General features: G+C 67.6%; 21 protein-coding genes and 1 tRNA gene. 13 read left to right on the top strand and 9 right to left on the bottom strand.

The window, feature by feature from the left end; translation table 11 throughout:
• The first annotated feature begins 594 nt into the window (after window positions 1-594).
• From JOY88_RS09615 to JOY88_RS09600, 4 genes are all read left to right on the top strand, one after another.
• Window positions 595-1,737, top strand: coding sequence for an IS110 family RNA-guided transposase (locus JOY88_RS09615; RefSeq protein WP_524539206.1), 1,143 nt, complete (start codon window positions 595-597; stop codon window positions 1,735-1,737).
• A gap of 275 nt (window positions 1,738-2,012) precedes the next feature.
• Entirely contained in the window at window positions 2,013-3,152 is a 1,140-nt protein-coding gene (locus JOY88_RS09610; protein WP_293502039.1) for a DNA/RNA non-specific endonuclease, read from the top strand.
• A gap of 3 nt (window positions 3,153-3,155) precedes the next feature.
• Window positions 3,156-4,463 carry a S8 family peptidase gene (locus tag JOY88_RS09605; RefSeq protein ID WP_293502038.1) on the top strand — a complete coding sequence of 436 codons (1,308 nt, stop codon included), beginning with the start codon at window positions 3,156-3,158 and terminating at the stop codon, window positions 4,461-4,463.
• Window positions 4,464-4,470: 7 nt separating this feature from the next.
• Window positions 4,471-4,905 (top strand): hypothetical protein, encoded by a 435-nt coding sequence (locus tag JOY88_RS09600; protein WP_293502037.1) that lies wholly within the window; start codon window positions 4,471-4,473, stop codon window positions 4,903-4,905.
• Window positions 4,906-5,566: 661 nt separating this feature from the next.
• Here the strand turns inward: JOY88_RS09600 and JOY88_RS09595 are convergent.
• Window positions 5,567-5,642, bottom strand: a tRNA-Ala gene (locus JOY88_RS09595).
• Window positions 5,643-5,803: 161 nt separating this feature from the next.
• Between JOY88_RS09595 and JOY88_RS09590 the strand changes: the two genes are divergently transcribed.
• From JOY88_RS09590 to JOY88_RS09580, 3 genes are read left to right on the top strand one after another with little or no spacing between them, the layout of a single operon-like run.
• Window positions 5,804-6,223: a rubrerythrin family protein gene (locus JOY88_RS09590; protein ID WP_293502036.1), complete on the top strand. Its 420-nt coding sequence runs from the start codon at window positions 5,804-5,806 to the stop codon at window positions 6,221-6,223.
• Window positions 6,224-6,280: 57 nt separating this feature from the next.
• Window positions 6,281-7,630 carry a (Fe-S)-binding protein gene (locus tag JOY88_RS09585; protein ID WP_293502035.1) on the top strand — a complete coding sequence of 450 codons (1,350 nt, stop codon included), beginning with the start codon at window positions 6,281-6,283 and terminating at the stop codon, window positions 7,628-7,630.
• The gene (locus JOY88_RS09580) at window positions 7,627-8,202 is read left to right on the top strand and encodes a DUF3501 family protein (RefSeq protein WP_293502034.1); all 576 of its coding nucleotides are present in this window, start codon (window positions 7,627-7,629) and stop codon (window positions 8,200-8,202) included. The genes JOY88_RS09585 and JOY88_RS09580 overlap by 4 nt, the downstream gene beginning before the upstream one ends.
• Window positions 8,203-8,222: 20 nt before the next feature.
• On the opposite strand, the gene JOY88_RS09575 is transcribed toward JOY88_RS09580, so the two are convergent.
• The 6 genes from JOY88_RS09575 to JOY88_RS09550 all read right to left on the bottom strand — a co-directional run bounded on the left by JOY88_RS09575 (window position 8,223) and on the right by JOY88_RS09550 (window position 14,752).
• Window positions 8,223-8,441, bottom strand: a complete 219-nt coding sequence (locus JOY88_RS09575) for a DUF2788 domain-containing protein (RefSeq protein WP_293502033.1) — start codon at window positions 8,439-8,441, stop codon at window positions 8,223-8,225.
• Window positions 8,442-8,528: 87 nt separating this feature from the next.
• Entirely contained in the window at window positions 8,529-9,323 is a 795-nt protein-coding gene (locus tag JOY88_RS09570) for a DUF2189 domain-containing protein (RefSeq protein ID WP_293502032.1), read from the bottom strand.
• Between the two features lie 48 nt (window positions 9,324-9,371).
• A complete protein-coding gene (gene mnmH, locus JOY88_RS09565; protein WP_293502031.1) occupies window positions 9,372-10,427 on the bottom strand; it encodes a tRNA 2-selenouridine(34) synthase MnmH in 1,056 nt (351 codons plus the stop codon).
• Between the two features lie 73 nt (window positions 10,428-10,500).
• Window positions 10,501-13,089 (bottom strand): [protein-PII] uridylyltransferase, encoded by a 2,589-nt coding sequence (locus JOY88_RS09560; protein ID WP_293502030.1) that lies wholly within the window; start codon window positions 13,087-13,089, stop codon window positions 10,501-10,503.
• A gap of 4 nt (window positions 13,090-13,093) precedes the next feature.
• Entirely contained in the window at window positions 13,094-13,915 is an 822-nt protein-coding gene (gene map / locus JOY88_RS09555; protein ID WP_293502029.1) for a type I methionyl aminopeptidase, read from the bottom strand.
• 12 nt (window positions 13,916-13,927) lie between these two features.
• Complete coding sequence (locus JOY88_RS09550) at window positions 13,928-14,752, bottom strand: undecaprenyl-diphosphate phosphatase (protein ID WP_293502028.1); 825 nt, start codon at window positions 14,750-14,752, stop codon at window positions 13,928-13,930.
• Window positions 14,753-14,860: 108 nt separating this feature from the next.
• Here JOY88_RS09550 and JOY88_RS09545 point away from each other — a divergent pair, with 108 nt between their 5' ends.
• From JOY88_RS09545 to JOY88_RS09535, 3 genes are all read left to right on the top strand, one after another.
• Window positions 14,861-15,502 carry a TetR/AcrR family transcriptional regulator gene (locus tag JOY88_RS09545; RefSeq protein ID WP_293502027.1) on the top strand — a complete coding sequence of 214 codons (642 nt, stop codon included), beginning with the start codon at window positions 14,861-14,863 and terminating at the stop codon, window positions 15,500-15,502.
• A 46-nt stretch (window positions 15,503-15,548) separates the two neighbouring features.
• Window positions 15,549-16,202, top strand: a complete 654-nt coding sequence (locus JOY88_RS09540) for a protein-L-isoaspartate O-methyltransferase family protein (RefSeq protein WP_293502026.1) — start codon at window positions 15,549-15,551, stop codon at window positions 16,200-16,202.
• Window positions 16,203-16,338: 136 nt separating this feature from the next.
• Window positions 16,339-17,685, top strand: coding sequence for a TolC family outer membrane protein (locus tag JOY88_RS09535; RefSeq protein ID WP_293502025.1), 1,347 nt, complete (start codon window positions 16,339-16,341; stop codon window positions 17,683-17,685).
• A 21-nt stretch (window positions 17,686-17,706) separates the two neighbouring features.
• Here JOY88_RS09535 and JOY88_RS09530 read toward each other — a convergent pair whose 3' ends face one another.
• Both JOY88_RS09530 and JOY88_RS09525 read right to left on the bottom strand, forming a co-directional pair.
• Window positions 17,707-18,204, bottom strand: coding sequence for an Lrp/AsnC family transcriptional regulator (locus JOY88_RS09530; RefSeq protein ID WP_293502024.1), 498 nt, complete (start codon window positions 18,202-18,204; stop codon window positions 17,707-17,709).
• Window positions 18,205-18,367: 163 nt separating this feature from the next.
• Entirely contained in the window at window positions 18,368-19,231 is an 864-nt protein-coding gene (locus JOY88_RS09525) for an MBL fold metallo-hydrolase (RefSeq protein WP_293502023.1), read from the bottom strand.
• A 59-nt stretch (window positions 19,232-19,290) separates the two neighbouring features.
• Between JOY88_RS09525 and JOY88_RS09520 the strand changes: the two genes are divergently transcribed.
• From JOY88_RS09520 to JOY88_RS09510, 3 genes are read left to right on the top strand one after another with little or no spacing between them, the layout of a single operon-like run.
• On the top strand, window positions 19,291-19,617 hold the full coding sequence (locus tag JOY88_RS09520; protein ID WP_293502022.1) for an ArsR/SmtB family transcription factor: 327 nt from the start codon (window positions 19,291-19,293) through the stop codon (window positions 19,615-19,617).
• A complete protein-coding gene (locus JOY88_RS09515; RefSeq protein WP_293502021.1) occupies window positions 19,614-20,042 on the top strand; it encodes a YeeE/YedE family protein in 429 nt (142 codons plus the stop codon). Before JOY88_RS09520 ends, JOY88_RS09515 begins: the two co-directional genes overlap by 4 nt.
• Window positions 20,043-20,053: 11 nt before the next feature.
• A complete protein-coding gene (locus JOY88_RS09510; protein ID WP_293502020.1) occupies window positions 20,054-20,464 on the top strand; it encodes a DUF6691 family protein in 411 nt (136 codons plus the stop codon).
• The last annotated feature ends 10 nt before the right edge of the window (window positions 20,465-20,474 follow it).

Here is a 20,474-nt window from a genome sequence, read left to right as displayed (position 1 = left end):
CAGCCGCGACACCGAACTCAGCCACTGCTTCAATTCCTTCGCGTCCATCGCCAGCTCCAGCGGCCCTCCACATGGGGCTCGTGCGACCAGTCTGGTGGCCGGCTGGCTCAGGGCGTGAGCCTGTCACTAACTAACGATCAAAGAGCCGCTTCATGTCAGCAGTTCTTACACACTGCTCTGACGCTGGCACAGTCTTGGACACCTTCATTGCTGGGTATTTTCTCCTATGAAACCCAGCAAAAACAAAGGGTTGCGACCTTTCGGCGGCAACCCTTCTGATGAGTGGTGGAGAGGAGGAGGATCGAAAACACCCGTCTAGGCCGCATGGTTACTGCATATGCGTTTTCTGAACGCGACGGTTACTGCGCTAGTTACTGCAAAAAAATGGATCGTAAATTCCCACCGAGTTCGATCCTCGCGATCGCAGCTCAGCGGCAGTCGGCATATGCCACCGAGATCAGCCCAGGGCGTCCGCGGTATGTTCTTCGCGATTTCTAACCCCGCTGGGAACGCATAGATGCTATGTAGGACGGCTCAGGTTTCCCCTTGAGCTACAAACGAATTTCCAAATCTTCGTTGTCAAGGAGTATGGAAATGACCAAGTCCTCAGCAGTCCTACAAGGCAAGGATACGACTCGGAGTACAGCCTTGTACATGAGCTTCGATCTGGGCGACAAGAAGTGGCAGATCAGCGTCAGCGATGGCCGCGACGGCGTGAGCCGACACACTGTGGCGGCCGGTGACCCAGTCGCAGCCGCCGACTGCATCATCAAGGCCGCCAAACGCTTCAAGCTGGCCGATCGAGCCCTCGTACACAGCGTCTACGAGGCGGGCCGCGATGGCTGGTGGCTCCATCGATGGCTGTGCGATCTCGGTGTTGACAACATCGTCGTGGACCCTTCGAGCATCGAAGTCAATCGACGTGCGCGGCAAGCCAAGACCGATCGGCTGGACGCCGACAAGCTGCTCGCCTTGCTCATCCGGCATCACCACGGCGAGCACGTGTGGTCTGTGCTCCACGAGCCCAGCGCGGAAGACGAAGATGCGCGGCGCGAGCACCGCGAACTGCAGCGACTCTCGCACGAGCGCATCGCACACACGAACCGCATCGGCTCGCTGCTGGTGTTGCACAACCTGCGGCCTGGCATCGTCATCGGGGGGCGAGATTGGGCGCGGTGGTGGAACGCGCATCGCGACCAGGTGCCGACGCTGCTGCGCGCCGAGCTGGAGCGGGAGTGCGAACGCCTGAAGCTGGTGAAGGAGCAAGTGCGGGCTATCGAAGCGGCGCACCGTCGTGAGCTCGCCGACGGCAAGCATCCCCTGGTCGAACAACTGATGCGACTGCGCGCCGTCGGCCCCAAGGGAGCCTGGATCCTGGTCAAGGAGGTCTTCGGCTGGCGCCAGTTCGCCAATCGGCGCGAGCTCGCGAGCAGCCTGGGCTTGGTGCCCACGCCGCATGCCAGTGGCAGCATCGAGCGCGAGCAAGGCATCAGCAAAGCGGGCAACCGCCGCGTCCGAGCCCTGCTCACTGAGCTCGCGTGGGGCTGGTTGAAATTGCAGCCCGACAGCGAGTTGACGCAGTGGTTCAACCGGCGCTTCGCGTGCGCCGGCGCACGCCTGCGGCGCGTCGGCATCGTGGCCCTGGCCAGGCGCCTGGCCATTGCCTTGTGGCGCTACACGAAATACGGCGAAATCCCCGCCGGCGCCCAGCTCAAGCCTATCTCGGCTCCCGCGTAATTCCGGCGCACCGATTGCAGAGTCCGCCAAATGATCAAAGGTCAACGCGCCCGTAACGGCTGCGGGTCACCGCAGGGTGACCGTCCCGAAAGAAGGGGCGCGTCGGTAACCGGGGATTGCCAGTGCGCCTGGCGCGCATGCAGCATGTGGTGTTGGGCCTCAGAGCCCTGCACGGATAGAAGTTTTATCGAGCAAGAGCTCGATCCCTCTTCAGTCCCCGACCTCAGATCAATCCCGCCGACGATTGCGATCGAACCTCGGCCTCAAATTCCGCCATGACCAATGAAAATCGGGTTGACAAAACAGTCCTCATAGAAGCAGCCGTTCGTCAGAACAGCGGCTTCAATGGCGTCTGGCTAGCGGCCAGTTCGAGCGCACAGCCCGTGAAAACGCTATGGCATTCGGTCACCGGCTTCGGCTGCCCTGTGCCAACATTTGAGGAAGGGTGGCTGAACAACAGCGGAGGAGCACCTATGGCGACCAAGAAGATCGTCCCTTTGTCCTGGGTGGCACTGGATCCGGACTATGCGAACCGGGCAGGCTATGACCCGGACTTCCTTGGTATCAAGGTCCCAGTGCCTAAGCTCAGCAAGGAGCTGAAGAGGAAGGCCACGCTGGGCGTTCTTGCCTACGAACATTTCTCGGTGCTGCTGAACCCCGACCGCAGGCTTGCGTTCTGGACGGCCGTCAACATCGACGGCGCCAACGAGAAGCGCCTGGCAAATCGAGCCGCCGATGCTTGGTGGACGGACGACCGAGATAAAGGAGCGTTCAAGCCATATCAGGTCACGAACACGTTCTACCGAACTTCAGGCTTCGAGCGCGGGCATCTCGTTCGGCGGCTCGACCCCGCCTGGGGAGCGGACGACGACGAGGCTGCGCGTGGCGAGGCCGACTCATTTCACTTCTCGAACTGTTCGCCGCAGATTCCGGCGCTGAACAAGCAGTGGTGGGGAAAGATCGAGAAGCACGTCCTCGACACTGCGAACGCCAACGACCAGCAGATCTGTGTGTTTTCGGGTTGCCTGTTCACGGATGCCGATCCCACGTACAAGAAGCTCAAGATCCCCTTGGCGTTCTGGAAGGTCGTCGCTTGGACCGTCGGCACGGGGAATCCGAAGCTGAAGTCACTGGCCTTCTTCGTTAAGCAGGATGAGGCCGTTGCAAAGCTCATCAAGGCCAAGGGCGTGCAACCGCTTGCGGTCGAGCTCGGCACGGTGCCCGAGGCCATCCAGGGCTATCAGACGACAGTGGCCGAGTTGGCGGCGCAGACGGGGCTTTCCTTTGGCGACCTGGCCAAAGAGGATGTCGATGTGTACGCCGGCAAGCGCGCGAACCGCCTGGCACCTCTTGCGTTCAACGCCATCGACGTCTACCGGCGCCTGCGCCGCCCGTCGGACCTCTTCACGGAGTGAGCCATGGCCGCTCGTATTGATCCCGTCGTTGCCCGGGCCGCCCAGCGTGGCGAGCGGGTCGGTGTGCTGGTGTTGGTCGACAAGCCGACTCAGCAGGGGCCGGTACCTTTGGCCCTCGATGCCAACCTGAAGACGTTGAAGGAGCGGACCCAGGAAGTCCATCATGAGGCGAAGTCGCTGCTGCAGGACCCGGGTGCACGATCGAGCAGGGAGGCTGCCGGCCTGCAGCCTCTCGCGGTCAACGTGAGCGATGGCGAGCGAGGCGGCGTCCTGCTGGAGAACCTTGGCGCAGTCATGGCTTCCGTCGATCCCGACGACCTGGACAAGATCAGCCAGGTAAGCGGCGTCCGCAAGGTCATCCCGATGCCAAGGTTCCTGCCTTTGATCGTGCCGATGCAATACCGGGCGGCGGCACCGGCTGACCTGGTCGAAGGGCCTGCGAAGTCCCTGCAACGCGTCGGCGTTCCTGACCTTTGGGATGCTGACCTGTGGGGCAAGGGCACGACCATCGGTCACTTCGACACCGGCATCAATGCAGACCATCCGGCGTTCGCGGAATTGCGCGCGAGTCGGCGGTTCAAGTACGCCGCCTTCGGCAAGGACGGCGTCCTGCAAAAGCGCGCCAAGCCGCTCGACGGGCATGCTGACCACCATGGCACCCACACGGCTGGCACGCTGGTGGGTGGCGACGTGGACGGCCTGCAGGTTGGCATTGCACCTGGCGCCAGGCTGGTCAGCGTGCAGATATTTCCGGGCATCACGAAACAGGGTGATCAAGACCAGCTCGTTGTCAACGCGCTCAACTGGATCGTCGGTGAGCGGCCCCATGTGCTGAATCTCAGCTTCGGTGACGCCAAGTACAACGACTCCTACCTGGGCGTGATCGGTGAGCTGATCGACCAGAACATCGCCGTGGTGGCAGCCGTGGGGAACGACGGCGCATTGAGATCGTCTAGCCCGGGCAACTACGCAAGCGTGATCGCGGTGGGAGCTGTTGACGGCAGAGGCAAGGTTTGCGCGTTCAGTGGCAGCGCGACGGTCCGAAGGAACGCCCGGCCGGACATCTGCGCGCCAGGGCTCAACGTACTGTCCGCAGGGAAGGGCGACGACTTCGCGTGGTCCACCGGAACTTCGATGGCCGCGCCCCATGTGGCTGGCATTCTGGCGCTGCTCCGGGCGCGGGCGCCCGATCTGACGCCGCTGGAGCTGAAAGCGCTGCTCAAGGCCCATGCCCGGCAGCCCGGCAATTGGGATGCTACCCGCGGAGGCGCCGGGATCGTGGATGGCAGTGCTTTGCTGGCTGCCGTATAGTTCGGGTATGCCAAAAACCGTCGCAGCAGCAGCCCTGCCCGGTACCTCGGGTACTGCGGTGGCGACTGTGCGCAAGCGCACAAAGGCAACCGGTACGAGCATCTCGAAGCCCGTAAGAACTGTCGCTGCAAAGCAGATCGACCCCAAGGTTCGGACCGCTATCAAGAAGGCTGGTTCCGATCCGTTGGTGGTGATGGTGAAGTTTGATACGAGGGGTTCTGGCTTCGGTCAGCTGCCTGTTACAAACCGCGCCGGCGGGGCACGGGAGCGGGCCTTCAACAAGGAAGTTGAGGCCGAAGTCGGAAAGTCGGCGGCGAATGGCAAGTACCGGATCGTGTCCGTGGCTTCCAACATCGGTGTAGCAACGGTAGAAGCGTCGGCGAGCATCGTCCGCGACCTGATTGCATCAAGCAAGATCGCCGGAATGAAGCTGAAGGTCTGAGGAGACCTTTCGGCGTCTGGCGCGAGAGCCCTGCGCTGAAGTTGCCCATCTTCTCGGGAAGCCTGCAGAACGGCCTGTCGCAGACCAATCGGACATCCAGCTCTGGTTCAGGAGCGCGGCTGGTCTCGACGACGCGATATTTGCGATGTCGGTCGTGCCGTCGCGGCTTGAACAGCGATCGTGACATGATGCGCCGGGACGTTCCATACCGCTGATGAATGACAGCAGCCATTCCCGAGTTCTCGCCCCGCTACCGTTTCGCGGATCCCCTTCTGGATCAAATCGGCGAAGAACCGCGATGAGGTTCTCAAAGGCCTGTCTCGGCTCCGAGCGCGCTTGGCAGAAGTAGGCCGACGGATCGAGTAGTTGGTCTTGCCCTAGCGACGGTGGCGGTGAGCGGCCGCCCCAGCCTGACTCGGTCCAGAAGGTGCGATGAGGCCCAGAGACGGGCCTGCGTGCGCGGGAGCTCCCTCGTTCAGCAACGAGGCAACTAAGGTGTCAGCGGCGGGTGACCCCAGGGAAGCGTTTCAAGGCAGTGTGTGTCACACGCCCAGGTTACACGGTCCGCTGCTTCGGCCGCTGCTCCCAAGTCCTTGTCGGACAAGGAACCCTAGAAGAAACAAGGGGTTGCGGCCTTTCGGTGCACCCCCTTGGGTATCGGTGGTGGAGAGGAGGAGGATCGAACTCCCGACCTTCGCATTGCGAACGCGACGCTCTCCCAGCTGAGCTACCCCCCCACGTGGCGAAGAAAGTATAGCCGGCAACCGCGCCCGCCATCGGCCCTTGACGGCTGGGGTAGGCATAGCAGCTTGCTATGGTCTGCATTGAAGGTATCGATTGGCTACGCGCCCCGGCGGGGGAGTAGCGTCGCCACTCCCCACCCCCAACGGAGACTGCAATGAGCTTGAAAGGATCCAAGACCGAGCAGAACCTGAAGGACGCCTTTGCAGGTGAATCCCAGGCCAATCGCCGCTACCTCTATTTCGCGAACAAGGCCGACATCGAAGGGCAGAACGATGTGGCGGCGCTGTTCCGCTCCACGGCCGAGGGCGAGACGGGTCATGCCCATGGCCATCTCGAGTTCCTTGAGGCCGTGGGCGACCCCGCCACCGGCCTGCCCATAGGCGCGACGCGCGACAACCTGAAGGCTGCCGTGGCCGGCGAGACGCACGAGTACACCGACATGTACCCGGGCATGGCCAAGACGGCTCGTGACGAGGGCTTCGACGAGGTCGCCGACTGGTTCGAGACGCTGGCCAAGGCCGAGCGTTCCCACGCCAACCGCTACCAGAAGGCGCTGGACGCCCTGGTGGACTGAAGTCCCCCGGGCGGCCGCTGGGCGCAGCGGTCGCCGGCCTATTGGGCAGGAGCGAGGATGAGCAGCAGAGAAGGCAATCTCGAAGCCCCGACGCGGCACGCGCTCGACTGGAAGAGCACCGAGTTCAACGACGAGGCGGCCTGCGTCCAGGAGATGGCGCGCATCTTCGAAATCTGTCATGGCTGCCGCCGCTGCGTCGGCCTGTGCCAGAGCTTCCCGACGCTGTTCGATCTCGTCGACGAGGGCAAGACGGGCGAACTGGACGGCGTGGACCGGCAGGATTTCTGGAAGGTCGTCGACCAGTGCTATCTCTGCGACCTCTGCTACATGACCAAGTGCCCCTATGTGCCGCCGCATGCGTGGAACCTGGACTTCCCGCACACGATGCTGCGGGCCAAGGCCATCAAGTTCCGCAAGGGCGAGGTCGGCGCTGGCGAGAGGTTCCTCGCGTCCACCGACGTGCATGGCCAGTTCGCCGGCATCCCCGTCGTCGTGCAGGCGGTCAACGCGGTGAACCGCACGAAGCTGGCGCGCAGGCTGCTGGACAGGCAACTCGGCGTCCATCCCGAGGCCTGGCTGCCCGAGTTGGCGTCGCACCGCTTCCGCTGGAGCGCGCCCGCGGCCTCGACCCAGGTCGTCACCAACGGCGAGCGCACGCCGGGCAAGGTGGCCATCTTCTCGACCTGCTACGTCAACTACAACGAGCCCGGCATCGGCCTGGACCTGCTCAAGCTGCTGGAGCACAACGCCATTCCCTACGTCATCGTCGAGAAGGAGTCCTGCTGCGGCATGCCCAAGCTGGAGCTGGGCGACCTGGAGGCGGTGGAGCAGCACAAGACGGCCAACATCGCCGTGCTGGCGCCCTATGCCAGCGACGGCTTCGCCATCCTGTCGGCCATCCCGAGCTGCACGCTGATGTTCAAGCAGGAGCTGCCGCTGATGTTTCCCGACGAGGAGGCCGTCAAGCAGGTGCAGGAGGCGATGTGGGACCCGTTCGAGTATCTCGTCGCCCGCCACAAGGACGGCCTGCTGAGAACCGACTTCAAGCAGCCGCTGGGCAAGGTCAGCTACCACGTCCCCTGCCACGGCCGCGTGCAAAAGATGGGCCGCAAGACCGAGGAAATGTTCAAGCTCATCGCACAGAGCGTGGAGGTCAAGCTCAACACCGTCGAGCGCTGCTCGGGCCATGCCGGCACCTATGGCGTGAAGACGCGCACCCATCCGGTGGCGATGAAGATAGGCAAGCCCGTCTTCAAGGCCATGGCCAGGGACGAGCCCGACGTCATCGCCAGCGACTGCGCGCTGGCCGGCCACCACATCGCGCAGGGCATGGCCCAGGCCGGCACGCCGGCCAAGGCCCTGGCCCATCCGCTGACGCTGATGCGCACCGCCTACGGACTGCCATGATCACGATAGACAGCCTCATGACGCTGGAGGCCTATGCGAAGTTCCGCAAGGCCGAGAAGCCGGCCATCGTCGCCCACCGCCGCCTGCGCAGCGTGCGGCTGGGCGAGCACCTGAACCTGCAGTTCGAGGACGAGCGCAGCATCCGCTACCAGATCCAGGAGATGCTGCGCATCGAGAAGATCTTCGAGGAGGAGGGTATTCAGGGCGAGATCGATGCCTACGCGCCGCTGGTGCCCGACGGCGGCAACTGGAAGGCGACGCTGCTCATCGAGTATCCCGACCCCAACGAGCGCCGCCGCGAGCTCTCAAGGCTCATCGGCGTGGAGGACCGGCTGTTCGTCGAGGTGGAGGGCCAGCCGCGCGTCTATGCCGTTGCGGACGAGGACCTCGACCGTGAGAACGAGGAGAAGACCTCGGCCGTGCACTTCGTGCGCTTCGAGCTGGCGCCGGCCATGCGCCAGGCCGTCAAGGCGGGAGCGGGCGTCAAGCTCGGCTGCGATCACACCCACTACCCGGCGCATGTGCAGATCGTGCCGGAGACGCTGGCCAGCCTGGCGGCGGACCTGGCCTGACGGCCGGGCGCCGGCCGGCGTCAGCCGATGGCGCCCGACAGGAAGAGCTTGATGACGCCCTTGGCGGCGAAGCCCACCAGGCCGAAGCCCAGGCCCAGCAGCAGCACGAAGGTGCCGAAGCGCCCCGCCTTGGACTCACGCGCCAGCTGCAGGATGATGAACACCATGTACAGCATGAAGGCCGAGACCCCGAAGGTCAGGCCGAACTGCGCGATCTCGGCTTCGGTATAGCCCCACATGGTCAGCGCCGCCCGGCCGCCCGACGGCGCTGCCGCCCCCCCGCGAGGGGGCGTGGGCGAAGTGAACGTGGGGGCCGGCGGTCCATGTCAGTCGGGCCTGCGGGTGACGAGGTCGCGGTAGGCGTGCCAGCTGGCGTGGCCCAGCCAGGGCAGGATGAGCACCAGGCCCAGCAGCGTGGTGGCCATGCCGACCAGCGTCAGCGCGATGAGCAGGGCGGCCCACAGCGCGATGGGTGCGGGGTGCTCCAGCACGACGCGCCAGCTCGTGAACACGGCGCCCAGCACGCCCAGCCTGCCCGGCGGCAGGTCCACCAGCGCCGGGATGGCGACGACGGTGGACGCGAACACCGGCGCGGCCAGCACCGCGCCCAGCATCAGCCAGGTCTCGAACAGCCGGGAGTCGTCGTTCAGCACGACCTTGAGCAGGAAGTCGCGCGGGTTGTGGATGGGATCGGCGGCGAAACCGGTCACGAAGGCCGCGGAGCACAGCACCCAGCCCGTGCCGGCGAAGGCCAGCAGCACGCCGAAGACGATGAGCCGGCCGTCGCGCGGCCGCCAGGCGTCGCGCACCGTGTGCCAGCCGGGCCGCCCGCCACGGTCCAGCTCGCGGCTGATGGCGTACAGCCCGGTGGCCAGGATGGGCGCGACGATCAGGAAGCCGCTGAAGGCACCCGCAAGCAGCCAGAAGCGCTCACGCGCCAGCGCGAATAGCAGCGCGCCGAACAGTGCCATCGCCAGGCCCTGGCCCAGCGAGGCCAGCGGCGCCCGCCACAGGTCCCGCCAGCCGCGCGAGAGCCAGCCCAGCGGGCGCAGCACGGGGATGGAACGGACGCCGAAGGCCCGGGATTCCCTCAGGGCCTGTTCGCTGTAGCGGTTGGGCATGGCGGCAGCGAGTGTGCCGGGCCTGGGCGGCGCGCGCCTTGATGCATCTCAAGCCGTGGCGATCAGGTGCCGGGCGGCGTCGCGCAGCGTGTCGGGCCGGGCGTCGGCGAGCTGCAGCGGCGCCGTGCCGGCGACGGCCGGGAAATGCCGCTGCAGGGACGCGGCGTAGCCGGGGTCGTAGTGCTCGCGCATCAGCGCCGTGAAGACGCCAGCCCAGTCGCCCGAGCGTGCCTGCGCCGCCCATGCCGCCACGCGGGCGCGGCCGCGCAGCTCGACCAGGTCCTCCAGCGCGGCGCAGAAGGCCTCGGGGGCGGCGGCGAAATGCGCGTAGTCCTGCAGCAGCAGCTCGACGCGGGCGGCCTCGGGGAGATCTATCCACAGCGGCCGGCCCTGGCCGTGCAGCGCCGCCAGCAGCGCGGCGGGCAGGGCGATGCGGCCAATCTTGCGGCTCTCGCTCTCGACGAAGACGGGCCGCGCGGGGTCCAGCTGGCGCAGCGTCACCCACAGCGCCGTGTCGAAGCCCTTCTGCGTCGGCTGGGGGCGGTCCGGCAGGTGTCCCAGCACCGAGCCGCGGTGCGCGGCCAGGCCTTCGAGGTCCAGCACCTGCGCGCCCTCGGCGGCCAGCGCCTGCAGCAGCCGTGTCTTGCCGCAGCCGGTGAGGCCGCACAGCACGCGGTAGCGGAAGTCGGCGGGGCGCTGTTCGAGGTCGTCGCGCACCTGGGCGCGGTAGGCCTTGTAGCCGCCCACGAGCTGGCGCGAGCGGAAGCCGATCTGGCCGAGGAACCAGTGCAGCGACAGCGAGCGCTGCCCGCCGCGCCAGCAGTAGACGAGCGGCCGCCAGGTCTTGGGAAGGTCAGCCGTGCGTTCCTCCAGCAGCCGCGCGACGTTGCGCGCCACCAGCGTGGCGCCCAGGCGGCGGCCGGCATGCGGGTCCTGCTTGTAGAGCGTGCCTACGACGCGGCGCTCCTCGTCGTCCAGCACGGGCCAGTTCTGGGCGCCGGGCAGGTGGTCCTCCGCGAACTCGCCCGGCGAGCGCACGTCCAGGAGGGCGTCGAAGCGGTCGAGCTCGGCGATGGCATCGTCGATGTTGATGGTGTAGTTCATGGATGCACCGTTCGTGCAGCTCGCTGTCCCGCAGGGCGGGAGCGGGCTTGCCTGGGGCGGCCCGGCGCGGCGCTCATGCCGGCAGGGAGACCGCGTCAAGCAGCTCGCTCTCGATCTGCAGCTGGGCCTTGTTCTGTTGCAGCGCCGGACCGTCGACGAGGAAAGTGTCCTCCACGCGCTCGCCCAGCGTGGAGATCTTGGCCAACTGCAGGTTGATGCCGTGGCGGGCCAGCACGCGGGCGATGGCGTAGAGCAGGCCGGCGCGGTCGCTCGTCGAGATGGTCAGCAGCCAGGCGGTGGCGCGCTCATCGGGGCGCAGCGAGATGCGCGGCGAATAGGGGAAGCTCTTGACGCGGCGCGACAGCCGGCCGCGCCGGGGCTCGGGCAGCGGGCCGCCGGCCTGCAGCGTGGCGGCGAGCTTCTGCTCGACGAGGGGCACCAGGTCGCGGTGGTGCACGTCGGCCTCGGGGCGTATGACCTGGAAGGTGTCCAGCGCATAGCCGTTGCGCGTCGTGTGCACCTTGGCGTCGAGGATGCTGAAGCCGGCGCCATCGAAGTAGCCGCAGATGCGCGCGAACAGGTCGGGCTGGTCGGGCGCGTAGACCAGCACCTGCAGGCCTTCGCCGATGGGCGAGGGGCGGGCGCGCACGACGGGCACCTGCGTGTCCACATGCCGCCACAGCGAGCGCGCGTGCCAGGCCAGCTCGGCGCCCTCGTGGCGCGCGAAGTAGCTGACGGCCAGCCGGTTCCACAGCGGCTCCTCCGTGCCGGGCAGCTGCGAGTGCAGGGCGAGGTCCTGCCGGGCCTCCTGCTTGCGCGCCTCGATCTCGGCATCCAGGTTGATCTTCGCGCCGCCCAGCGCGCGCAGCGTGATGCGGTACAGGTCCTCCAGCAGCTTGCCCTTCCAGGCGTTCCAGACCTTGGGGCTGGTGCCGCGGATGTCGGCCACCGTCAGGAGGTACAGGGCGGTCAGGCGGCGCGCGTCGCCCACCTTGGCGGCGAAGGCGGCGATGACCTCGGGATCGGACAGGTCCTCCTTCTGCGCCACGCGCGACATCGTCAGGTGGTGCTCGACGAGGAAGACGCACATGGCCGTGTCGGCCGGGCCGAGGCCATGCTGGCGGCAGAAGCGCTTGACCTCGATGGCGCCCAGCTCGGAGTGGTCGCCGCCGCGGCCCTTGGCCACGTCGTGGAAGAGGGCGGCAATGTAGAGCTGCTCGGGCTGGTCGAACTGCGCGGCCAGCTGCGAGCAGAACGGGTACTCGTGCACGTGCTCGGGGATGAAGAAGCGCCTGACGTTGCGCAGCACCATCAGGATGTGCTGGTCCACGGTGTAGACGTGGAAGAGGTCGTGCTGCATCTGCCCGACGATGGAGCGGAACACCCATAGGTAGCGCCCCAGCACCGAGGTCTGGTTCATGAGCCGGAAGGCATGCGTCTGCCCTTCGGGCGCGCGCAGCATGGTCATGAAGGTGGCGCGGTTGACCGGGTCGCGGCGCCAGGCGGCGTCCATCAGGCCGCGGGCGTTGTAGAGGGCCCGCAGCGTGCGCGCCGACAGGCCCTTGATGCCGGGCGTCTGCTGGTAGACGAGGAAGGTGCGCAGGATGGCGTGCGGGTCGCGCTGGTAGAGGTCGTCGCCGGCGACCTCCAGCATGCGGCCGCGGTCCAGGAACTCCGGGTGGCCCTCGATGGGGCGCAGCAGGCCCTGCTGGGAGCCGTTGATCTGCTCCTCCAGGTTCAGCAGCAGGATCTGGTGCAGCTGCGTGACGGCCTTGGCCGCCCAGTAGTAGCGCCGCATCAGCAGCTCGGAGGCGCGCACCGAGTCGGTCGCGACGAAGCCGAAGCTCTGCGCGACGGCGGTCTGCAGGTCGAAGACGAGGCGGTCCTCGCGCCGGCCGGCCACCGCATGCAGGCGCGCGCGTATGAGCTTGAGCTGGCCCTCGTTGCGCTGCAGCTGGCGGCTCTCGAAGGCCGTGATGAGGCCGCGCGCGCTGAGGGCCTTCCAGGTCTTGCCCAGGCCGGCCGCGCGGGCCAGCCAGATCAGCATCTGCAGGTCGCGCAGGCCGCCGGGGCTTTCCTTGCAGTTGGGCTCCAGCGCGTAGGGCGTGTCGTCGAACTTGGTGTGGCGCTGCACCGTCTCCAGCGTCTTGGCGCGGAAGAAGGCCTTGGCGTCCATGGCCTGCATGAAGCGCCCGGACAGCAGGCGGAACAGCCTGGCCTCGCCGGCCAGCGCGCGGGCTTCGAGCAGGGCCGTCTGGACGGTCACGTCGCCCTGCGACTCGGACAGGCATTCGCCCAGCGTGCGCACCGAGGAGCCGATTTCCAGGCCGACGTCCCAGCAGGCCGTGATGAAGCCCTCGATGGCCGTCTTGACGGGGCCGGGCACATGGGCCTCGACGCCGTCGGGCAGCAACACCAGCACGTCCACGTCGGAATGCGGGAACAGCTCGCCTCGGCCGTAGCCGCCGACGGCCACGAGGCAGGTGCCCGCCGGCATGCCGGCCTGCGACCACAGCGTGCGCAGCGTGTCGTCGACCTGGCGGGCCAGGCGGCGCAGCAGGCTTTGCGCGCCGGCCTGGGTGGGACGTGCGGCCAGGAAGTCGTCGATCAGCGTCTGCTTGCCCGCCTTGAACCGCTGGCGGAGCTCGGCAAGCGTGGCCACGGCGTCAGGCCGTGGCGGCCGCAGCCTGCGTGATGAAGGCCGGTGGCGGCGGGCTACCTGCCGACAGCGTCATGACTTCGTAGCCGGTCTCGGTGACGAGCAGGGTGTGCTCCCACTGCGCGGACAGCGAGCGGTCCTTGGTGACGATGGTCCAGCCATCGCCCAGTTCCTTGATCTCGCGCCGGCCGGCGTTGATCATGGGCTCGATGGTGAACATCATGCCGGGCAGCAACTCGTCCAGCGTGCCGGGGCGGCCGTAGTGCAGCACCTGCGGCTCCTCGTGGAAGACCCGGCCGATGCCGTGGCCGCAGAACTCGCGCACGATGGAGAAGCCGGCGTTCTCGGCGAAGGTCTGGATGGCATGGCCGATGTCGCCCAGGCGCGCGCCGGGCCTGACCTTGGCGATGCCCTTCCACATCGCCTCGTAGGTGAAGGCGCACAGCCGCTTGGCCGCGATGGAGCCGTCACCCGCGACGAACATGCGGCTGGTGTCGCCGTGCCAGCCGTCCTTGATGACGGTGACGTCGATGTTGACGATGTCGCCGTTCTTCAGCGGCTTGTCGTTGGGGATGCCGTGGCAGACCTGCTGGTTGACCGACGTGCAGATCGACTTGGGGTAGGGGATGTAGCCCGGCGGGCAGTAGTTCAGCGGCGCGGGAATGGCCTGCTGCACGTTGACGATGTAGTCGTGGGCGAGCCGGTCCAGCTCGTTGGTCGTGATGCCCGGCTTGACGTGCGGCGTGAGCATGTCCAGGACTTCGGACGCCAGGCGCCCGGCGATGCGCATGCCCTCGACGTCGGCAGCGGTCTTGATCGTGATGGCCATGCCCGAATTATCTCAGTCGGCCCAAATGACCGTACCCGTCACCCAGGTAGCGAGCACGATGATGCCGAAGGCTATGCGGTACCAGGCGAAGGGCACGAAGGTGTGGCTGGACACGTAGCGCAGCAGCCAGCGCACGCAGGCCCAGGCGGCCAGGAAGCTGACGACGAAGCCGACCGCGAACATCGGGAAGTCGGCCAGCGACAGCGCGTGGCGCTCCTTCCAGAGGCTGTAGCCGCCGGCCGAGATCAGCGTCGGGATGGCCAGGAAGAAGGAATAGTCGGTCGCGGCCTTGCGCGACAGGCCCAGCAGCATGCCGCCGATGATGGTGGCGCCCGAGCGGCTGGTGCCGGGGATCATGCCCAGGCATTGCACGAAGCCGACCTTGAGCGCGTCCATCGGCGTCATGTCGTCCACGCTCTGCACGCGGGCCTGGGGCTTGGCCCGCTTCTCGACCCACAGGATGATGAGGGCGCCGACGATGAAGGCGCCCGCCACGACGGGCGCGTTGAACAGGTGGGCCTTGATCATCTTGTAGACCGTCAGGCCGATGACGCCGGCCGGGATGAAGCCGATGATGACGTTGCCGACGAAGCGGCGCTGCTTGGCGCTGCTGCCCAGGCCGCCCAGGGCCTCGCGGATACGCGCCCAGTAGACGATGACCACGGCCAGGATGGCGCCGCTCTGGATGGCGATGTCGAAGACCTTGGACTTGGCGTCCGTCATGCCCAGCAGGCTGCCGGTCAGGATGAGGTGGCCCGTGGACGACACCGGCAGGAACTCTGTCAGCCCCTCGACGATGCCCATGATGGCGGCTTTGATCAGCAGGATGACATCCACGTAACGGCTCCAGGGGCGAACAAAGCAGCGCAGTGTAGCCACGGGTTCTTGCCGCCCGTCGGCAGCGCCGGCTACATTACTGACCCTTCGGTCATTAACTCCGACATCTTGGCCACGCCCCCCCCACGCCAACGCCGCAAGGACGCCCGTCCACAGGAGCTGCTCGACGCCGCCCTGGCGCTTTTCGTCGAGAAGGGGTTCGCCGCCACGCGCAGCGAGGAGATCGCCGCGCGCGCCGGCGTGGCCAAGGGCACGCTGTACCGCTACTACCCGAGCAAGGACGAGCTGTTCAAGGCCATGGTGCGCGACAACCTGTCCGTACACATCGCCGAGTCGGCGGCCCAGGCCGCGCAGTACCAGGGCCCCATCGCCGAGCTGCTGCGCCAGATGATGCAGGCCTGGTGGGCCAAGGTGGGCCATGGCAACGCCGGCGTCGTCTGCAAGATCATGATGATCGAGGCGCGCAACTTCCCCGAGCTGGCGCGCTTCTATGTGGACGAGGTCATACGCCCCTCGCAGAGCCTGATCAGTGGCCTGGTCATGCGCGGCATCCACAGCGGCGAGTTCCGCGCCGTGCCGGTGGAGGCGACGGTGCACATGCTGATCGCGCCCATGCTGCACCTGTTGCTGCACGAGCACTCCTTCGGCGAACACGACAGCTGCCACGAGGGCATGGGCGACGAGGCGCTGCTGGACGCCCAGATCGCGCTCCTGCTGCACGGCCTGCTGGCCGGGCCGCAGGGCACCTAGAATTTTGCTTTTCAGTCCCCCGCCGTATCGCGCTCCGGAGAACAAGATGAATCTCGAACAAGTCCGCTTCAACATGATCGAGCAGCAGATCCGCCCCTGGGACGTGCTCGACCCCAGCGTGCTGGAGCTGCTGCGCGTCGTGCACCGCGAGGATTTCGTGCCCGAGGCCCACCGGGCCCAGGCCTTCGTCGACACCGAGTTGCCGCTGACAGCCACGCGCCGCATGCTGGCGCCCAAGGTCGAGGCTCGCCTGCTGCAGGAGCTCAAGGTGCAGCGCCACGAGAAGGTGATGGAGATCGGCGCCGCCACGGGCCACCTGGCCGCGCTGCTGGGCCACAAGGCCCAGCGCGTCATCGCGCTGGAGGCCGACGCCGGCCTGGCCGCCCAGGCCCAGGCCAACCTCAAGCGTGCCGGCGTGCTGAACGCGACCGTGCTCAACCAGGACGGCGCCGCCGGCCTGCCCGAGGAAGAGCCCTTTGACGTCATCCTGCTGTCGGGTTCGGTCGCGGCCGTGCCGCAGGTGCTGGCGAACCAGCTCAAGGTGGGCGGCCGCCTGGCGGCCATCGTCGGCGCGGAGCCGGTCATGCGCGCCGTGCTGGTCACGCGCACCGGCGCGAGCGATTTCCGCACCGTGGAGCTGTTCGACACGGTGGCCGGCCGTCTGCCCGGCTTCGCCGAGGCGCCCGCGTTCAGCTTCTGACCTGATGCAGTCCGTCGCCATAAAACGCCGCTTGCCCCCCTTTGGGCGCAGGTCGTCACATGGCTTCAGTCACCGGCGGACTTTGCATCTATAACCCCGGCCGCTGCTTAATTCATTGCTCCAGCCAAGGAAACTCATGCCCCTCGCCCAAGCACCTCGCCTGATCCTGCAACCGCTGGCCGTCGCGGCCGGCCTCCTGCTCGCCGGCGTGGCACAGGCACAAAGCCTGCAAGAGCTCTATGACGCGGCAAGGGGCTATGACGCGACCTTCCTGGCCACCCGCGCCAGCGCCGACGCGGCGGCCGCGCGTGCCGCGCAGGCCGAGGCGTTGCTGCGCCCGACGCTGGGCCTGCAGGCCACGGGCACGCAATCCCGCACCGAGCCGCCGAGCACGGGCGCCGTGAACTCCACGACGCTGACAGCGGGTCTGCAGGGCAAGTACTCGGTCTACAACGCCGCCAACGGGCCCACCATCGACAAGGCGCGCCGCGGCTATGCCGCCGCCCAGGCCGACTTCGAGGCCGCCGAGCAAGACCTCATCGTCCGCCTGTCCACGGCCTATTTCGACGTGCTGGCAGCCAAGGACACGCTGACGACCTCGCGCGCCAACAAGGCCGCCATCTCGGAGCAGTTGGCCTCTGCCAAGCGCAATTTCGAGGTCGGCACCGCCACCATCACCGACACGCGCGAAGCCCAGGCCCGCTACGACCTCGCCGTCGCGCAGGAGCTGGCTGCGGACAACGACCTGCGCGTCAAGCGCGTGACGCTGGACCAGTTCGTCGGCCGCGTCGGCGTCGAGCCCAAGGGCCTGGCCCAGCCGGTGGCGCTGCCGGCGCTGCCCAGCGACAACGTCGACACCTGGGTCGCCACCGGCGACGACCAGCATCCCGCCATCCGCAAGGCGCGCCTGGGTCTCGAAGTGGCCCAGTTCGATACCCAGATCGCCCGCGCCGGCGAGAAGCCCACGCTGGACGCCAGCGCCACCCTCGGCGGCCAGAACCTGCACAGCAGCCTGAGCGGCGGCCAGGCGATCTCGGCGGGCGTCGGCACCACCAAGTCGGCCAGCATCGGCCTGACCTTCACCTACCCGATCTACACCGGCGGCTTGACGCAGAACCGCATCAAGGAAACCCTGGTGCTGGAAGAGAAGGCCCGCAACGACCTCGACTTCGCGCGTCGCAGCGTCGCGGAGGCCACGCGCCGCGCCTTCTTCGGCGTGCAGTCCCTGAAGGCCCAGGTCAATGCCTATGAGGCCGCCGAGGCGTCCACCAAGCTGGCGCTGGAAGCCACGCAGCTCGGCTACAAGGTCGGCGTGCGCGTCAACCTGGACGTACTGAACGCCCAGACCCAGCTCTACACCACGCAGCGCGACCTGGCCAAGGCGCGCTACGACGTCGTCGTCAACAGCCTCAAGCTGCGCCAGGCCTCGGGCCAGCTGCGCGCCGAGGACCTCGGCGCGATCAACGCGCTGCTGGCGAAGTAAGCCGCGCCGCCGGGGCGGCGCTCAGGCCTCGTTGCCGAGCGGCTTCTTCCGGGCCAGCGGTGCTGCCGGCTCGGGCTGTGCCGCCGGCAGCGGCTGCAGCGGGGCATGCTCGCGCAGCGCGCGCAGGATGATGGCCGTGGGGGCCTGATGGCCGAAGCGCGACAGCACGGTCTTCAGGTGGGCCACGTCGCGCACGGCGATCTCCAGGATCCAGCTGTCCTCGCCGGTCACGTCATAGGCCGTCAGCACCTCGGGGCTGGCGTCCAGCGCATGCAGCATCCGCGCCTCGTCCATGGCCTCGATGCGGATGACGGCGCGGATGGCATAGCCCAGCTTGGCGCCGTCGACGAGGGCGCGGTAGCCGAGGATGACACCGCTGTCCTCAAGCTTGCGCACGCGCTCCGTCACGGCTGGCTGGCTCAGGTGCACGCGCCGGCCCAGTTCGGCCATCGTCAGGCGGGCATCGGCCTGCAGTTCGGCCAGGATGCGGTGGTCGTGCTGATCAAGCTCAAGGGCCATGGAACTCCCGTCATCGTGTTGGAAGAGGCTTGAATGTCAAACCAACAGGTAGGTTAGACCTTCAAGTGGCCATGTCGCGGCCGGGCCGCAGTTTCTACGATGCCGGCCATGAACACAACGAGCCCTTCGCTGGCATCCGGCCCCGAATTCGAGGGGGGTGGGGTCACCGGTCGCCGGCGTTCGGCAGGGCGTTGAGCGGGATGCGCAGGTAGCTGACGCCGTTGTCCTCGGCCAGGGGCATCTGGCCGGCGCGGATGTTGACCTGCAGCGCCGGCAGGATCAGCGCCGGCGCGCCCAGCGTCGCGTCGCGGGCACGGCGCATGGCGACGAAGGCGGCCTCGGTGACGCCGTCGCGCACATGGATGTTGCCGGCCCGCTGCTCGGCCACCGTCGTCTGCCAGCGCGCCTCGCGGCCGTTCGGATAGTCGTGGCACACGAACAGCCGGGTCTCGGGCGGCAGGGCCAGCAGGCGCCGCATGGAGCGGTAGAGCTGGCTTGCGTCGCCGCCGGGGAAGTCGGCGCGGGCGCTGCCGAGGTCGGGCATGAACAGGGTGTCGCCGACGAAGACGGCATCCTCGACGTGGTAGGCCAGGTCGGCTGGCGTGTGGCCGGGCACCAGCAGGGCCGTCACCGCCAGGTGGCCGATGTGCAGCGTCTCGCCGTCGCGCAGCAACTGGTCGAAGCCGTCCTCCGCCACGGGCTGGTTGTAGAAGCGGCCGAACGTGGCCTGGACCGTTCGTATGTGCTCGCCGATGGCGATGCGGCCGCCCGCCTGCCGCTTCAGATAAGGCGCGGCGGACAGGTGGTCGGCATGTGCATGTGTCTCCAGGATCCACTGCAAGGTCAGGCCATGCGCGCGCAGGTGGGCGAGCAGGGTGTCGGCCGAGCGCGTGGCGGTGCGGCCGGCAGCCGCGTCGTAGTCCAGCACCGGGTCGATGACGGCGGCCTGGCGTGTGGCCGGGTCGTGCACGACGTAGCTGACCGTCCCCGTCGCGGGGTCATGGAAGGCTTGGATGGCGGCGCTCATGCGGGTGTTCCGTGTAGGGCTTGGATGTTTTCATTATATTGATATGTATAATGAATGTCATGTCCAGGCCAACGTCGCTGAACCCCGAGCTGCTGCGCGCGGCTGCGGGTGAGGCCGTGGCCGCGCTGAAGGCGCTGGGCAACCCGGAGCGGCTGCTGTTGCTGTGCCAGATGTCGCAGGGCGAGATCTGCGTCAGCGAGCTGGAGCAGGCCCTGGGCATCTTCCAGCCGACGCTGTCCCAGCAGCTCGGCGTGCTGCGCCGCGAGGGCATGGTGCAGACGCGGCGAGAGGGCAAGAAAGTCTTCTATCGCGTGGCCGACGAGCGCCTGCTGGCGCTGCTGGGCACCCTCTACACGCTTTACTGCCCCAAGGAGGAGGCAACATGACCCTGGACTGGACGGTCTTCACGCCGGGAGGCGCCCTGGCGGGCGGGCTCCTGATCGGTGGCGCGGCGGCGCTGCTGGTGCTGCTGGGCGGGCGCATCGCCGGCATCAGCGGCATCCTGGGCGGCCTGCTGCGGCGCACGCCGGGCGAGCGCGGCTGGCGGCTGGCCTTCGTGGCCGGCCTGGCCGTCTCGCCCTGGCTCTACGCCGCCTTCGCGGCGCCGCTGCGGCCGCGCATCGACGCGGGCTGGGGCCTGCTGCTGCTGGCCGGCCTGCTGGTGGGCGTCGGCACGCGCTATGGCGCCGGCTGCACCAGCGGCCATGGCGTTTGCGGCCTGTCGCGGCTGTCCTGGCGCTCGGCCGTGGCCACGGCTTTGTTCATGGCCGCCGGCTTCGCGACGGTGTTCGTCGCACGCCATCTGTTCTGAGGAGTACGGACATGGGAACCCTCATTGGCGCCCTGGCGGGCCTGGTCTTCGGCCTCGGGCTCATCGTCTCGGGCATGGCGCAGCCGGCCAAGGTGCTGGGCTTCCTCGATTTGGCGGGGGCCTGGGACCCCTCGCTGGCCTTCGTGATGGCGGGCGCCATCGCCGTGGGCCTGCCGGCCTTCGCGCTGGCCATGCGGCGGCGCGAGAGCTTCCTGGGCCTGCAGATGCAGCTGCCGACGTCGACGCGGGTGGACCGCCGGCTCGTCGGCGGCAGCCTGCTGTTCGGCATCGGCTGGGGACTGGCGGGGCTGTGCCCCGGCCCGGCCCTGGTGGTGGCGGGCAGCGGCGAGCCCAAGGCCCTGGCCTTCGTCGCGGCGATGGTTGCCGGCATGGCCTTGTTCGAGTGGCTGGAGCGGCGCTGAGCGTGGGACA

The organism is Roseateles sp. (assembly GCF_019237615.1).
Lineage (GTDB): Bacteria > Pseudomonadota > Gammaproteobacteria > Burkholderiales > Burkholderiaceae_C > Pelomonas.
This window is presented reverse-complemented; position numbering and strand designations above follow the sequence as displayed.

Bases quoted from the DNA above. Each gene is read 5' to 3' on its own strand.
- JOY88_RS09615 (WP_524539206.1), top strand. From the start codon at position 595: ATGACCAAGTCCTCAGCAGTCCTACAAGGCAAGGATACGACTCGGAGT.
- JOY88_RS09610 (WP_293502039.1), top strand. From the start codon at position 2,013: ATGACCAATGAAAATCGGGTTGACAAAACAGTCCTCATAGAAGCAGCC.
- JOY88_RS09605 (WP_293502038.1), top strand. From the start codon at position 3,156: ATGGCCGCTCGTATTGATCCCGTCGTTGCCCGGGCCGCCCAGCGTGGC.
- JOY88_RS09600 (WP_293502037.1), top strand. From the start codon at position 4,471: ATGCCAAAAACCGTCGCAGCAGCAGCCCTGCCCGGTACCTCGGGTACT.
- JOY88_RS09590 (WP_293502036.1), top strand. From the start codon at position 5,804: ATGAGCTTGAAAGGATCCAAGACCGAGCAGAACCTGAAGGACGCCTTT.
- JOY88_RS09585 (WP_293502035.1), top strand. From the start codon at position 6,281: ATGAGCAGCAGAGAAGGCAATCTCGAAGCCCCGACGCGGCACGCGCTC.
- JOY88_RS09580 (WP_293502034.1), top strand. From the start codon at position 7,627: ATGATCACGATAGACAGCCTCATGACGCTGGAGGCCTATGCGAAGTTC.
- JOY88_RS09575 (WP_293502033.1), bottom strand. From the start codon at position 8,441: ATGTGGGGCTATACCGAAGCCGAGATCGCGCAGTTCGGCCTGACCTTC.
- JOY88_RS09570 (WP_293502032.1), bottom strand. From the start codon at position 9,323: ATGCCCAACCGCTACAGCGAACAGGCCCTGAGGGAATCCCGGGCCTTC.
- mnmH (WP_293502031.1), bottom strand. From the start codon at position 10,427: ATGAACTACACCATCAACATCGACGATGCCATCGCCGAGCTCGACCGC.
- map (WP_293502029.1), bottom strand. From the start codon at position 13,915: ATGGCCATCACGATCAAGACCGCTGCCGACGTCGAGGGCATGCGCATC.
- JOY88_RS09540 (WP_293502026.1), top strand. From the start codon at position 15,549: ATGAATCTCGAACAAGTCCGCTTCAACATGATCGAGCAGCAGATCCGC.
- JOY88_RS09535 (WP_293502025.1), top strand. From the start codon at position 16,339: ATGCCCCTCGCCCAAGCACCTCGCCTGATCCTGCAACCGCTGGCCGTC.
- JOY88_RS09530 (WP_293502024.1), bottom strand. From the start codon at position 18,204: ATGGCCCTTGAGCTTGATCAGCACGACCACCGCATCCTGGCCGAACTG.
- JOY88_RS09525 (WP_293502023.1), bottom strand. From the start codon at position 19,231: ATGAGCGCCGCCATCCAAGCCTTCCATGACCCCGCGACGGGGACGGTC.
- JOY88_RS09520 (WP_293502022.1), top strand. From the start codon at position 19,291: ATGTCCAGGCCAACGTCGCTGAACCCCGAGCTGCTGCGCGCGGCTGCG.
- JOY88_RS09515 (WP_293502021.1), top strand. From the start codon at position 19,614: ATGACCCTGGACTGGACGGTCTTCACGCCGGGAGGCGCCCTGGCGGGC.
- JOY88_RS09510 (WP_293502020.1), top strand. From the start codon at position 20,054: ATGGGAACCCTCATTGGCGCCCTGGCGGGCCTGGTCTTCGGCCTCGGG.